Annotated in this window: 12 protein-coding genes; 5 read left to right on the top strand and 7 right to left on the bottom strand. The window is 64.0% G+C overall.

Annotation, left to right across the window (positions count from 1 at the left end; translation table 11 throughout):
- Positions 1-17: 17 nt before the first annotated feature.
- Positions 18-878 (bottom strand): alpha/beta hydrolase, encoded by an 861-nt coding sequence (locus B2994_RS00370; protein WP_291526436.1) that lies wholly within the window; start codon positions 876-878, stop codon positions 18-20.
- A gap of 129 nt (positions 879-1,007) precedes the next feature.
- Here B2994_RS00370 and B2994_RS00365 point away from each other — a divergent pair, with 129 nt between their 5' ends.
- On the top strand, positions 1,008-2,465 hold the full coding sequence (locus tag B2994_RS00365; protein WP_291526435.1) for an L-serine ammonia-lyase: 1,458 nt from the start codon (positions 1,008-1,010) through the stop codon (positions 2,463-2,465).
- A gap of 59 nt (positions 2,466-2,524) precedes the next feature.
- Complete coding sequence (locus tag B2994_RS00360) at positions 2,525-4,282, top strand: acetolactate synthase large subunit (RefSeq protein ID WP_414630610.1); 1,758 nt, start codon at positions 2,525-2,527, stop codon at positions 4,280-4,282.
- Between the two features lie 8 nt (positions 4,283-4,290).
- On the opposite strand, the gene B2994_RS00355 is transcribed toward B2994_RS00360, so the two are convergent.
- Both B2994_RS00355 and B2994_RS00350 read right to left on the bottom strand, forming a co-directional pair.
- Positions 4,291-4,488 (bottom strand): YbdD/YjiX family protein, encoded by a 198-nt coding sequence (locus tag B2994_RS00355; protein ID WP_349675649.1) that lies wholly within the window; start codon positions 4,486-4,488, stop codon positions 4,291-4,293.
- Positions 4,488-6,887, bottom strand: a complete 2,400-nt coding sequence (locus B2994_RS00350; protein WP_291526432.1) for a carbon starvation CstA family protein — start codon at positions 6,885-6,887, stop codon at positions 4,488-4,490. The genes B2994_RS00355 and B2994_RS00350 overlap by 1 nt, the downstream gene beginning before the upstream one ends.
- 277 nt (positions 6,888-7,164) lie before the next feature.
- Here B2994_RS00350 and B2994_RS00345 point away from each other — a divergent pair, with 277 nt between their 5' ends.
- Positions 7,165-7,680 carry an NAD(P)H-dependent oxidoreductase gene (locus B2994_RS00345; protein ID WP_291526431.1) on the top strand — a complete coding sequence of 172 codons (516 nt, stop codon included), beginning with the start codon at positions 7,165-7,167 and terminating at the stop codon, positions 7,678-7,680.
- Positions 7,681-7,742: 62 nt separating this feature from the next.
- On the opposite strand, the gene B2994_RS00340 is transcribed toward B2994_RS00345, so the two are convergent.
- The 3 genes from B2994_RS00340 to B2994_RS00330 all read right to left on the bottom strand — a co-directional run bounded on the left by B2994_RS00340 (position 7,743) and on the right by B2994_RS00330 (position 10,611).
- Complete coding sequence (locus B2994_RS00340) at positions 7,743-8,687, bottom strand: DMT family transporter (RefSeq protein ID WP_291526430.1); 945 nt, start codon at positions 8,685-8,687, stop codon at positions 7,743-7,745.
- Between the two features lie 115 nt (positions 8,688-8,802).
- A complete protein-coding gene (locus tag B2994_RS00335; protein WP_291526429.1) occupies positions 8,803-9,630 on the bottom strand; it encodes a histidine phosphatase family protein in 828 nt (275 codons plus the stop codon).
- A 234-nt stretch (positions 9,631-9,864) separates the two neighbouring features.
- On the bottom strand, positions 9,865-10,611 hold the full coding sequence (locus B2994_RS00330; RefSeq protein WP_291526428.1) for an AraC family transcriptional regulator: 747 nt from the start codon (positions 10,609-10,611) through the stop codon (positions 9,865-9,867).
- Positions 10,612-10,784: 173 nt separating this feature from the next.
- On the opposite strand from B2994_RS00330, the gene B2994_RS00325 reads away from it, so the two are divergent.
- Both B2994_RS00325 and B2994_RS00320 read left to right on the top strand, forming a co-directional pair.
- Positions 10,785-10,940: a hypothetical protein gene (locus tag B2994_RS00325; RefSeq protein WP_291526427.1), complete on the top strand. Its 156-nt coding sequence runs from the start codon at positions 10,785-10,787 to the stop codon at positions 10,938-10,940.
- 278 nt (positions 10,941-11,218) lie between these two features.
- Complete coding sequence (locus B2994_RS00320; RefSeq protein WP_291526426.1) at positions 11,219-12,613, top strand: MATE family efflux transporter; 1,395 nt, start codon at positions 11,219-11,221, stop codon at positions 12,611-12,613.
- A gap of 75 nt (positions 12,614-12,688) precedes the next feature.
- Here the strand turns inward: B2994_RS00320 and B2994_RS00315 are convergent.
- Positions 12,689-13,258: solute carrier family 23 protein (locus B2994_RS00315; RefSeq protein ID WP_291526425.1), on the bottom strand; the 570-nt coding region annotated here is incomplete at its 5' end.

Here is a 13,258-nt window from a genome sequence, read left to right as displayed (position 1 = left end):
GGAAAATATGCGGACGGCTATCCCCTATTCCCGGATTTCCAGCTGGTGGCCGCCGGGAACTTGTCTTGCACCCACCGGTCGAACAGGCTCGGCCAGACGCTTACGCACGGCAGATCGCCGATGCTGTGACTGCCGTTGTCGGTTTCGGGCGTGCCCAGCGACGAGCCGTGACCGCCCGTCGGGAAGACGTGAAGTTCGACGTTGACGCCGGCTTCGATCAACGCGTTGGCGAACAGCATGGAATTGCGCACGTCCACCGCCTGATCGGTGACCGTGGTCCACAGGAAGGTCTGCGGCACATGACCGGCGTCCGCATGCAGTTCCAGCGACACTTGGTCCAGCCATTCCGGGTCCCGGCGGCGGCCCCTGCCCAGCAGGTTGTCGATTGAGTCGCGGTGGGCGTACGGGCCGGCGCTGATCACGGGGTAGCCGAGCATCAGGCCGTTCGGCCTGATGCGCTCCGGGGTGTACTCATGCTCGATCACGGCCTCGTTGTCCCACTGTTCGGAGAACAGGGCCGCCGCGTGGCCGCCGGCCGAAAAGCCGGCGATGACGATCGCACCGGGATCGATATGCCACTGCGCGGCATGCTCGCGGATGCGTTTCATGGCCTCGGCGGTTTCAAGCAGCGCCACCGGATAGACGCTTGGCGCGCAGGAGTAGTCGAGGATGAAGGCCTGGTAGCCGTAGCCGATCATCTTCAACGCGATCGGCTCCGCCTCCCTCGGCGACGTGTGCGCGTAGGCGCCTCCGGGCAGGATCAGCACCGCCGGCCGCACGCGATCGGGATCCATCTGGCTGCTGTTGTCGATCAGATAGCCGCGAAACCGCGCCACGGTGCCGTCGATTCCATCGATCGTCTCGTCAATGAGTCGCATAAGCCTCCTCGCTTGTCCATTGTCGTGGTTCACCAACAGTATCCATGGGTAAGACGACAATTGCCATTGCGAATCACCGTGCGCGCATCGTGGGCGTGCGCGACACCGACCGGCGATCAAGGACAATGAATGCTTAGTGTGCTCGACATGTTCTCCATTGGCGTCGGCCCCTCTTCGTCGCATACCGTGGGACCGATGCGGGCCGCCAGCGCGTTCGTCCTGGGGTTGCGCCGGCAGGGGCTGATCGGTCGCGTGGCGCGGGTGCGGACGACGCTGTACGGCTCGCTGGCGCAGACCGGTCTTGGCCATGGCACCGACCGAGCCGTGATGGCCGGGCTGGAAGGCGCCGAACCTCAAAGCGTGGACACCGACGATCTGCTGCATATTCGCGAACGGGCGGACGGGCGCGGCGTATTGCGCGTGGACGGCGACCACGACATGCCTTTCGACTATGACCACGACATGATGTTCGAACGCTGGATCACGCCGCGCCGCCACCCCAATGGCATGCGCTTCGAGGCGTTCGACGCCGATGGGCGGCCCCTGGCCATCGAAGCGTGGTTCTCGGTGGGCGGCGGCTTTGTGGTGCGCGGAGGCCTCGACGATCTCGAACCGGTTCGAGACGGCCATGAGCCGGATGATCGGCATGACGACCGGCGCAAGGACTCCGGCGGGCAAGACGCCCCGGTCCCCTTCCCCTTCTCCAGCGCGGACGAGCTGCTGGACATCTGCGGGCGAGAGGGCCTGCCGATCGACGAGGTGGTGTGGCGCAACGAGTTGACCATGCACGCCGCCGACGAATTGCGCGGAAGGTTGCTCCGGATATGGCAGGTGATGCGCGAGTGCGTGCATCACGGCTGCAACTCGCGCGAGCCGATCCTGCCGGGAGGTCTTGATGTGGCCCGGCGCGCGCCGAAGCTCTACGCGCAGCTCACCGACGACCCGCTCGACCCCGACTGCAGCGACAGCCCGCGGCATTCGATGACCGCACGCGCCTCGGCGATGGAATGGGTTGATCTCTTCGCCCTGGCCGTCAGCGAGGAGAACGCCGCCGGGGGGCGCATCGTCACCGCGCCGACGAATGGGTCGGCCGGCGTCATTCCGGCGGTGCTGCACTACTACTGGCTGTTCGCGGAGAACCCCGACGTCGACGGCGTCGTGAAATTCCTGGTCACGGCGGGCGCGGTCGGCACCCTGTTCAAGCGCAACGCCTCGATCTCCGGCGCCGAGGTCGGATGCCAGGGTGAGGTCGGTTCGGCCTGTTCGATGGCCGCGGCGGGATTGTGCGCGGTGCTCGGCGGCACCCCCCGGCAAGTGGAAAACGCGGCCGAAATCGGCATCGAACACCATTTGGGACTCACCTGCGACCCGATCGGAGGCCTGGTGCAGATCCCCTGCATCGAGCGCAATGCGATGGCCGCGAACACCGCGATCAACGCGGCGCGCATGGCCATGCTGGGCAACGGGTCGCATATCGTCTCGCTCGATCAGGCGATCGCCACCATGAAGCAAACCGGCGCCGACATGCAGGCCAAGTACAAGGAAACGTCCACCGGCGGCCTGGCGGTGAATGTGGTGGAGTGCTGAGGCGCGGCGCCATCCGCGGCTGCGCGAACACACACCCGACATACGGACGTCACAAATGCATGTCACCATGTTCTGCCGTGTGTACCGAGAACAAGCCCAGGAACGCTGAAGGCAGCGGGGCAAAAGCAGTGAAGTCAGCAACCGCGACGACGAAGCATGTGAAAACCGTCGCCGACCTGTTCGTCGAATGTCTGGTCAACGAAGGGGTGCGGGTCATGTTCGGCATCCCCGGCGAGGAGAACATCCCCCTCATGGAGGCGCTGAAGCGGGACGGTCGCATCAGGTTCATCCTCACCCGCCACGAGCAGGGCGCCGGGTTCATGGCGGCGACCCACGGCCATCTGACCGGCGAGCCGGGCGTGTGCATGGCGACGCTCGGACCGGGCGCGCTGAACCTCACGCTGCCGGTGGCCCAGGCGAACGCCGGCACCACGCCATTGGTCGCGATCTGCGCGCAGGGCAATGTGGGGCGACTGTACAAGGAGTCGCATCAGATCATCGACCTGGTGTCGGTGTTCCGTCCGCTGACCCAGTGGTCGAGCATGATCATGACCCCCGAGTCGGTGCCCGAGATGATTCGCAAGGCCTTCTCCATCGCCACGCGCAAACGCCCGGGCGCAACCTGTCTGGTTCTTCCGGAGGACGTGGCGGATATGCCGTGCCCGCCCGGATTGAAGCCGCTTCCGCTGCCCAAACCCGTGCAGATCGTACCCACCCATGACACGATCGTCGAAGCCGCGAGCATCATCGCCCAGTCCAAGCACCCGATCATTCTGGCGGGCAACGGCGTGGCGCGCGCCCATGCCGAGAACCGTCTGCTCGCCCTGGCCGAGCAGCTGAACGTGCCGGTCGCCACCACCTTCGAAGGCAAGGGCGTCATCTCCGACCGCATCCCCAACGCCCTGGGCGTGGTTGGTTTCATGCGCCACGACTACGAGAACTTCGCCTTCGACGAGGCGGATCTGATCATCACGGTGGGCTTTTCCATCCAGCAGTTCGATCCGAAGAAGATCAACCCGAACGACGACAAGACGATCATCCACATCAACACCTTCGCCGAGGATACGGATGCGCACTATTCGACCGCGTTGAACATCATGGGCGACATCGACGCGACGCTGGCCGCGCTGATAGTCGTGCTGCACGAGCGCGGCATCCGCTTCGACGAATCACATCCCCGCATTCGCGAACTGCTGATGGACGAATTCCGGTCCCATGCCAAGGACGACGCCTTCCCCATGAAACCGCAGCGCGTGGTGTACGACACCCGTCGGGCCATGGAGACGGACACCGACATCACCCTGGTCGACACGGGCGCGCTCAAGATGTGGATGGCCCGCCTCTACCCCACGTATTATTCCAACACCTGCGTCATCGACAATTCGCTGTCGACGATGGCCTGGACGCTGCCCGGCGCAGTGGCCGCCTCGCTCGCGAATCCAGGCCGCCCGGTGCTCGCGGTGATGGGCGACGGCTCGTTCATGATGAACGTGCAGGAGATCGAGACGGCGGTCCGGTGCGGGTGCCGCATCGTGATTCTGGTCTGGGTAGATGGAGCCTACGGCCTCATCAAATGGAAGATGGACATTCATGACGGCAGCCACGAATATGTGGACTTCAGGAATCCGGATGTGGTCGAGCTCGCCCAGAGCTTCGGCGCCAAAGGCCATCTGATCGAATCCGCCGACGAGCTCTTCCCCGTCCTGCGGCACTCCCTGCAGGACGGCTCCGGCGTCGACATCATCGCCTGCCCGGTGGATTACAGCGAGAACATGAAGCTGATCGGCAAGCTCGGCGACATCGACTTCTCGAACTGACGCCGGGTTCAGCAGCAGCAGCCGGTGTTGGGATGCAGGCGGTCGTACTCCTCGCGCCTGCGAAGGTATTCGACCTCGCTCAGCGGGGTCTGGCCGGGATGATCGGCGGCGAAGCGCTCGAGATAATGGTCGTATCGCGCCTCGCCGCTGATCTCCCGGGCGTACCACACCACGGCACGCCACGCCTTGGCCAGTTGCCCGAGCATCATGCCGCGGGCTGTTCGCTCTGGCGGAGCTCCTGCAATTTGGCCGCGTATTCGCGCTGAACCTTCTTTTCAAGGCCGGTGGGCAGCAGGCCGGAGGGAGCGAACCACCGGGATTCCTCGAAGGGGTCCTCGGAGGTGGTGTCGGCGCCGAACTTTCCGGCTGCCAGCGTGCGGACGACCACCATGATGCCCACCACAACGAAGGCGGCCATCATGACCAGGAAGAACACCGACAGGACGCCGTCAAGGTAGGCGTTGTTCAAACCGGCCTGGGCGTTGGCCAGAGCCTTGCCCTCGAGCTTGCCCGAAGCGATCTGCGTCTGATACTTGGAAGCCACGGTGAAGTAGCTCAACGGTCCGAAGATCTTCTGCAGGTCGGCCGTGAAGGTGACGGCGACATCCCACACCAGCGGCACGATCGTCACCCATGCGTACTTGATGTAGCCCATCTTGACGATGCACACCGTGACGAGGACGAAGCAGGCGGCGGCCAGCAACTGGTTCGAAATGCCGAAGATCGGGACCATGGCGTTGATGCCGCCGTTCGCGTCGGCCACGCCCATCCACAGCAGACCACCCCACAGGGCGGTGGCGATCAGCGTGGTGATGATGTTGCCGGGCTTCCAGGTCGGATCGGCGAATTTCCTGAGTCTCTTCGCGTTGGCGAGCATTTCGCCGATCTGGTAGCGGGCCACGCGGGTGCCGTTGTCGACGGTGGTCAGAATGAACAGCGCCTCGAACATGATGGCGAAGTGGTACCAGAAGGCCATTGTGCCCTGGCCGCCAAGATAGGACTTGAGGAAGCTGGCCATGCCCATGGCGAAGGTGGTGGCGCCGCCGGTGCGGGAGACGATGGTCTTCTCCCCCAGATCGGAGGCGGCCTTGGTCAGGGCCTCCTCGCCCTCATAGGTCTTGGGCCGACCGTTCTCATCGGTGGATTCCCAGGTGGTTTCGAGATGGTTGCCCTCGATGTCGCTCACCTTGAGGCTGTCCACGGCGGCCACGGCATTGGACTCGGCGCTGGCCTGGGCCGAATAGGACTGGCCCGCGGCGGTCTCGATCTGCGTGGCGGACATGTTGGTGGAGAAGTACACGCCCTGGCTCAGGGTCACGGCGGCGATCAGGGCGATGATGGCGGTAAAGGACTCGACGAGCATCGAGCCGTAGCCGATCATGCGGATCTGGTTCTCCTTCTCGATGGCCTTCGGCGTCAGACCGGAGCTCACCGCACCGTGGAAACCGGACAGGGCTCCGCAGGCGATGGTGATGAACAGGAACGGGAACAGATTGCCGGAGAAGGTCGGTCCGGTGGACAGGCCCGCCAGTTCGGAGATCGCAGGGAACTGCACGGACGGGTTGGCGATCACAATGCCGATGACCAGCAGCACCAGCGTGCCGACCTTCATCAGCGTGGAGAGGTAGTCGCGAGGGGTCACCAGCAGCCAGTGCGGCAGCGCGGCGGCGGCGAAGGAGTAGATCACCAGGGCGATCACCAGGGCCGGCTTGGAAAGCGTGAAGATCGGAGCCAGCGAGGATTCGGCGATCCAGCCGCCGGCCACGATGTCGATGACCAGCAGCACGAAGCCGAGGAGCGTGGTTTCGATCACGCGGCCCGGGCGCAGGTAGCGCTGGTACAGGCCCATCAGGATGGCGATCGGGATGGTCATCGCGATGGAGAACACGGCCCACGGCGAGGAGGCCATGGCGTTGATGGCGACGAGCGCGAGGAAGGCCATGGCGATGGCGGTCATCACCACCAGGAAGATCGACAGGATCATGCCGCCGAACTTGCCCATTTCGTCGGTGGCCATCTGGCCGAAGGAGCGGCCGCGGCGACGCGCGGAGATCCACAGCATCATCATGTCCTGCACGGCGCCGGCGAAGATCACGCCGAGGATGATCCACAGCGTGGAGGGCAGGTAACCCATCTGGGCCGCCAGAATCGGGCCGACGAGCGGGCCGGCGCCGGAGATGGCGGCGAAATGCTGGCCGAAGAGCACGCGGCGGTCGGCGCGCTCGAAGTTGGCGCCGTCGTGCACGCGCTCGGCCGGCGTGGCGTTCGCGTCATTCGTGCGCATGATCTTGATCTGGATGTAATACGCATAGAAGCGGTAGGCGATGGCGTAGGAGCTCAGCGCCACGACGATGAACCAGATGGCCGAGATCCGTTCGCCGCGGGACACGGCCAGCACGCTCCATGCGGCGGCGCATACGATGGCGATAACCGTCCACAGGACGATTTTGGCGGGCGTCCACACCAGCTTCGGTTTCACGCCGACCGGCAGGCCCTGTGAGTTGCGGATCACGCGTTCGGCCTCGCCGGGCGTGTAATCATTCTTGAATTCCAACGTGCCGGGTGCGGGTGCCCCCGGTTTGGCTGCAGAGACAGCACTGCTCATTGTGTTCTTCTCTCTCATATACCCATATACACGTTTACGCGAATTGCACGAGTTGCACGGCTGGTGGCCATTGTCGCGCATGCACCAATGCTTGTGGCAGATATATCAGTGTATACGCGTCAGTATAGCCAAAGCCCGGCGGAACAGACGCGGACGTTCATATTGTGATCTTCGCCACATGCCGCCCGCGCCATATGTGGTACGCGCCGCGAATGCAAAGTATCGTCGCGGCATTACCCTTGGGCTGTCGGATTGTTTTTTCAGCTAAGGAGTTGACATGTCCACATTGGTTCTGGCGTTCCACCCCGATTTCGCCACGTCGTCGCGCATCGGCAAGGCCCTGGCCGACGCCGCCGAATCGGCCGGCGTCACGGTCGTCGACGAATACGCCGACTACCCGGATTTCGACATTGACGTCAAGGCGGAGCAGCGTCGGGTCGACGCCGCCGATCGCGTGGTGCTGCTGTTCCCGTTCTATTGGTATTCCGCACCCGCCCTGCTCAAGGAGTGGGAGGACAAGGTGCTCACCCCCGATTGGGCGTATGGCAATGGACACGCCCTGAGGGGCAAGGAATTCCAGGTGACGGTGTCCACCGGCTCCCCGGCGGAGTCGTACACGCCGGAAGGCAAGCATCACGTCACGATGGACGAGCTGCTGAGCCCCTATGCCACGATGGTGCACCACACCGACGGTGTATGGGTCAAGCCGTTCATCGTGCCGGACACCAACAACGTCAGCGATGACGCACTGGCCGCTGACGCGAAGGCCTTCGTCGCCGCCATCACCGACTGACCGCCGCCTTGCTTGGGCGTGCCTCCCCCATGGCGGCAGGCGCGCCCAAGCGTGCAGGCGCCTCAGCGCACCAAAAACACCATCGCCACAATCAGCGCGAACCCGACCAGATCCGTTGGGGTGAACAGCACCCCGGTCAGCAGCACCGCGGAGATCGTGGCCATCACCGGCTCGGCGGTGCCCAGCATGGTGGCTCGCATGGCCCCGGCCATCCGCGATCCCATGAGGAACAGCCAATAGGCGCCGAAGGTTCCCAGCACCACGGTGAACGCCATCATCGCCCACCCCCGGGCGTCAAGGGCCGGGGGGTTCGACCACGGTTTGACCACCGGCAGCAGCACCAGGCCGGAGACAAGAAACATAATGCCGTTGATGGCGAAGCTCCCCCACCGACGCATCAGCATCACCGGCAGAATCGGCAGGGCGGAGGTGCTGGCTGCGTTCAACAATCCCCACAGCAGCCCCTCGGCGGGCAACGCCAACGACGTCAGATCTCCCCCGGTGGCAATGAGCACGGTGCCCGCAAACGCCAGTATCACGCCAATGGCCTCGCGTTTCGACGGCAGTCTCCTGGCCATGATGCAGGTGAACAGCAGGACGAACAGCAGGTTCAGCGACTGCAGCACGGTGGCGGTACCGGAATTCGTCACGTTGATGGAGCACAGGTAGGCGATCTGCACCATGAGCACGCAGATAAGCGCGCAGCCTATGTATTTGGGCCATGACCGGGCGTCGGTGAGCGCCCCCGCGAGTTGTTTGGGCGAGGTGGCCGCCGCGCAGGCGAAGAACAGCACGCAGGCGCCGAGTTCGCGCACGCAGGATAGCCACAGTGGCGTGACGCCGTAGTCGGCCATGAGCATTTTGGAGATGGTGGCGTTGATGCCCCATAGCGATCCGCCGGCCAATGTCAGTGCCGCGCCGATGAGGATTGTGCGCGGCGACGTCTCGAGCGAGGGTGTTGATGTCGAGTTGTTCTGCGCTGCCACGTTTTCTCCCTTGTATGCCATTGCCCGGTGCCGTCGCGTCGTACATTGTAGTTGTGGGAGTGTCGCGGCCGTGTTACTCGGTGATGTTGCCGGGAATCGTTATCGGCGACGCTGTTCGGCGATGCTGTCGGTGGCGCTATTTGGTGAAGTTCAGCAGGTGGGGGTCGACCGAGTGCACCACGTCCACCAGGTCTCCGTTTGACATGATCGGCCGCTGGAATTCCCGCCAGGGCTCGACTTTGACCTCCCAGCGTCCGGTCGTTTCGTCGAGTACGGGGCGGGCCGTCTGTTCCCAGCGCACGCGTTTCGATGTGCGTCCGGTATTGGGGTCGCGCCGGGAATAGTGCAGGCAGGTGCAGTTGGTGATTTTCCATTCCTCGGCGTCGGACCGGCGCAGGAACTCCTCGTCGGACAGGTCCTCGAGCGTGAGCATCAGCGCCAGCATGAAATCGCCGTGGGTTACGGCCACTACGGATTCGGCGTCGGATTTGCGGTTCAGCGAGGTGAGCAGGTTGTGCACGCGGTCTTCGGAGACGTCGGCGATCGATTCGCCTGCCGGTGGCCGCCAGTACAGCGGGTCGGTGTTTTTGAACATCCAGTTGCGGCTGTAATGGGTTTTGAATTCGTCTTTGGTGATGGTGTTGATCTCGCCCCACGAACGTTCGCGCAGTACGCGGGTCTCCTCCCACCGCGCCTTGGGCAGCGCCATCGTGGCGGCGGTCTCGCGGGTGCGCACGTAGGGGCTTACCAGGTAGCGGTCGAACAGCTGCTGCTGCGAGACCAGCCAGCGGCCGATGCAATCCGCCTGTTTGCGCCCGGTGGCGGTCAGGCGCCACGAACGGTCGGGCACGGTCACGTTGTCTTGCGTGTACAGGGAGTTGTCGCCTTGCTCCCCCGCCTCGACAATGACGTTCGCCTCGGATTCACCATGCCTGATTACATACAGGTCCAACGGCATCCCCATATTCGATTATTCCTTTGCCTGTCACTCGATTAACTCATCTACTCATACACACGGGCGAGTCGCAATGCGCCCTCACAGCCGGCCATGCGGCTGGTGTTCGCCGCATTCCACAGTAGCCGACCGTCGGATCCTCCACATGGTTTTGATTGCCCAGGGAGTAAAAATTCACCGCACGTTCAGCGACGTGGCAGCCGACCGACGAAAGTCATGGGAGCGCGCCCGGCGGAACCGGTCCTACTGCGGCCAGATGCCCGTTTTCGCGTAGGTGTCTCGGTATACCTTCGGCGTCATGCCGGTGGCCTGTTTGAACACCTTGGTGAAATGGCTCTGGGACCGGTACGCGAGGATCCGCGCGATCTCGGCGAGGGAGTACGGGGAGTATTTGAGCATGTTGCCCGCGGCCTCCACACGCCGACCGGTGATGTAATGCGAGATCGACGTTCCCATCTCCTTGCCGAACAGCTCGGACAGGTATGTGGGGTTGAGGTGCACATGCTCGGCGAGCGTCGACACGGTGATCTTCTCGTGCAGGTGGTAGTGGATGTAGTCCAGCACCTCCGCGATGGGGCGCGACTGCACGTCCTGCTTGGCCAGATCCGCCATGGCCCATGTGAAGAAGGTCATCATGTCGGTGTGCAGGCGGCGCACGGCGTCCACGGAATCGCAATGGTCCATGTCCTGGATATACAGGTCCGAGGCGTTGTAGGCGTCCTCCTCGTCCATGCCGCCCTCGATGGCGAAGCGGGTGACAAGGGCGATCGATGTGACGAACAGATATTTGGCGTTGCGCACCGGATCGTCGGAGACATGGCCGTACAGGCCGGAGTCCCACATTCGCACGCTTTCGCGGATCGCCTCCGGGTCCCCCGCCTTCATCAGATCGTATTGGCGCATCTCCTGCACATAGGTGTGATGACGGACGCGGTCCTCCCGCTGGATGAATTCAAGATAACGCAATGTGGAGTCCTTGACGACCGCCATGCGTCCCGCTCCCCTCCTCCGGATTTCCGGATGACCAACAATCGCAATATCATTATTACATGGTCACCCGATAATTTTACAAAAGATGTGAGCAACATCGTACGGCCTCGACGGCCGGCCCGCCCTATGCTGGACGGCGTCAGCCAAAAGCAACCGTCAGGAAGGACTTGATCATGAAGACCACAAATCAGAACATGACCGACAATGACATGATGGACGCCGTGCTGCGCTCCAGTCTTTCCGCCACCGACCCGGGCATCGGATATTTCGAGCTCGCCCAGGGCTTCGGTCGGGTCATCAGCCGCGTGTTTCACAAAACCGCGGCGTGACCGCATCGGTTCCGGCTGCCGGAACGTTGGGTCCACACTGCCAATGAACCCACTCCTTGATTGATTGATCCCCGTATCGACTGCCGCGATGCGGGGATTTTCCTATTGCGCCGCAAACCGGCCGGACGACTTCCATCCGGTTTGTCACACGGCCGAATCGCACCTACAATCGCACCGCGGGACGGCGAATCGATGCAGGGCGGGCGACCCCGCCGCACATCACGCACCATCCGCGCCAACGAATGCCACAACCGCCGGAAACGCAAGGGGGCCCATCGGTGAGCATCAGCGAAACACGTAGTTCAGACGCCACCGCCAACGGCAACGCCATCGACATGCTGCACGGCCCCATCTGGAACCGCGCGCTGCTGTTCGCGCTGCCCGTCGCGGCCACCGGCGTGCTGGAGCAGCTGTTCAACGCGACCGGCGTGGCCATCGTCGGCAACTTCTCCGGCGCCAACGACACGCAGGCCGTGGCGGCGGTCGGGGCCAACAGCTTCATCGTGATGCTCGTGGTCAACTTCTTCATCGGGATTTCACTGGGCGCCAACGTCGTCATCGCCAACGCGGTGGGACGCGGCAGCTCGGACGCCGTCTCGAAGGCCGTGCACACCGCGATCGTGACGGCGGTGTGCGGCGGTCTGCTCGCGCTCGTCGTCGGGGAGCTCGGCGCGGCGTGGATCCTGGGCCTGCTCAACGTGCCGGCCGACGTGTTCCCGCTGGCGCTGCTGTATCTGCGCATCTATCTGATCGGCTTGCCGGTGATCCTGCTCTACAACTTCGAGGCAGCCATCTTCCGCGCCATCGGCGACACCCGAACCCCGCTCAAGACACTGGCGCTGGCCGGGGTGCTGAACGTGGGGCTGGGCTTCCTGTTCACCGCCGGGCTCGGCTGGAGCGTCGCCGGCGTCGCCACGGCCACCGTGATGTCCAACGCCTTCAGCTCACTGGCGCTGCTGTTCCTGCTGATGCGTACCGACGCCCCCATCCACGTCGACCCCCGCAAGCTCCGCGTCGACGGCCTGGCGCTGCGTTCGATTCTGCGCATCGGCCTTCCAGCGGGATTGCAGGGCGCCGTATTCGCCTTCGCCAACGTGATCATCCAGGGCGCGATCAACAGCCTCGGCACCACGGTGATCGCGGCCTCGTCCGCCGCGTTCAACATCGAGGCCGTCGCCTACCAGGTGCTCAACTCCTTCTCGCAGGCGTGCGCCACCTTCACCGGCCAGAACTACGGCGCCGGACAGGTCAGGCGATGCCGCCGCGTGCTTGCCATCTGCTATCTGGAGGACCTCGTCGTCACCGCCACCGTGATCGCGATCGTCCTGTTCTTCGGGCATGGCCTCCTGACCATTTTCGTCCACGACCCCTCCACCGTGGCGGTGGGCTATGTCCGGCTCGTGACGGTGTTCATCGGATACATCTTCTCGATGGCGTACGAGATGGCGTCCGGATACCTCCGGGGCTTCGGCATCTCGCTGGTGCCGGCTCTGCTCACCGTGGCTGGCGTATGCGGCACGAGATTCTACTGGGTGGCCTTCGTGTTCCCCGCGCACCACACCTTCGCGTGGATCATGGCCGTGTATCCGGTCAGCCTCGCCATCACCGCCGCGCTCGTCATCGTCTCGCTGCTGGCGTATCGGCCGTCGCGTAGATTCGCGGCCGCGGCGTAGCCGATCCCGGCACGCCGCGGAACATCGCAGCGGCGGGGCCGGCAACGACGTCAGCGGATGCGGCGGGCGCGCCGCTCACAGCACGTCGGGATCATCCCCGGCGATCGTGCCGGTCGCCCTGCCGATGGCCTTGAGGCCGTGGTAGGCGACAAGCACCACGATGGTGCCGATGGCGATGCCGTTGAAGGAGACGCCGGACACGGCGAAGGCGAACTGGCCGATGGCGATGATCATGGTGATGGCGGCGACCATGATGTTGATCGGCTTGTCGAAGTTGACCTTGTTCTCCACCCAGATGCGCACGCCGATCATGCCGATCATGCCGTACAGCAGGGTGGTCACGCCGCCGAGCACGCCCGAGGGAATGGTGTTGATGACCGCACCGAACTTCGGGCAGAGCGACAGCAGCAGCGCGAAACCGGCGGCGCACCAGTAGGCGGCCGTCGAATAGACCTTGGTGGCGGCCATCACGCCGATGTTCTCGCCATAGGTGGTGGTTCCGGAACCGCCGCCGAAACCGGCAAGCGTGGTGCCCAGGCCATCGGCCAGCAACGCGGCGCCCATCCGGTCGTCGTAGTCGCGGCCCGTCATCTGGGCGACGGATTTGACATGCCCGACGTTTTCGGCGACAAGCACCAGCACCAC

The organism is Bifidobacterium sp. UBA744, assembly GCA_002298605.1.
GTDB lineage: Bacteria > Actinomycetota > Actinomycetes > Actinomycetales > Bifidobacteriaceae > Bifidobacterium.
Note: the sequence above shows the minus strand (reverse complement) of the source record. Positions and strands in the feature narration are given on the sequence as shown.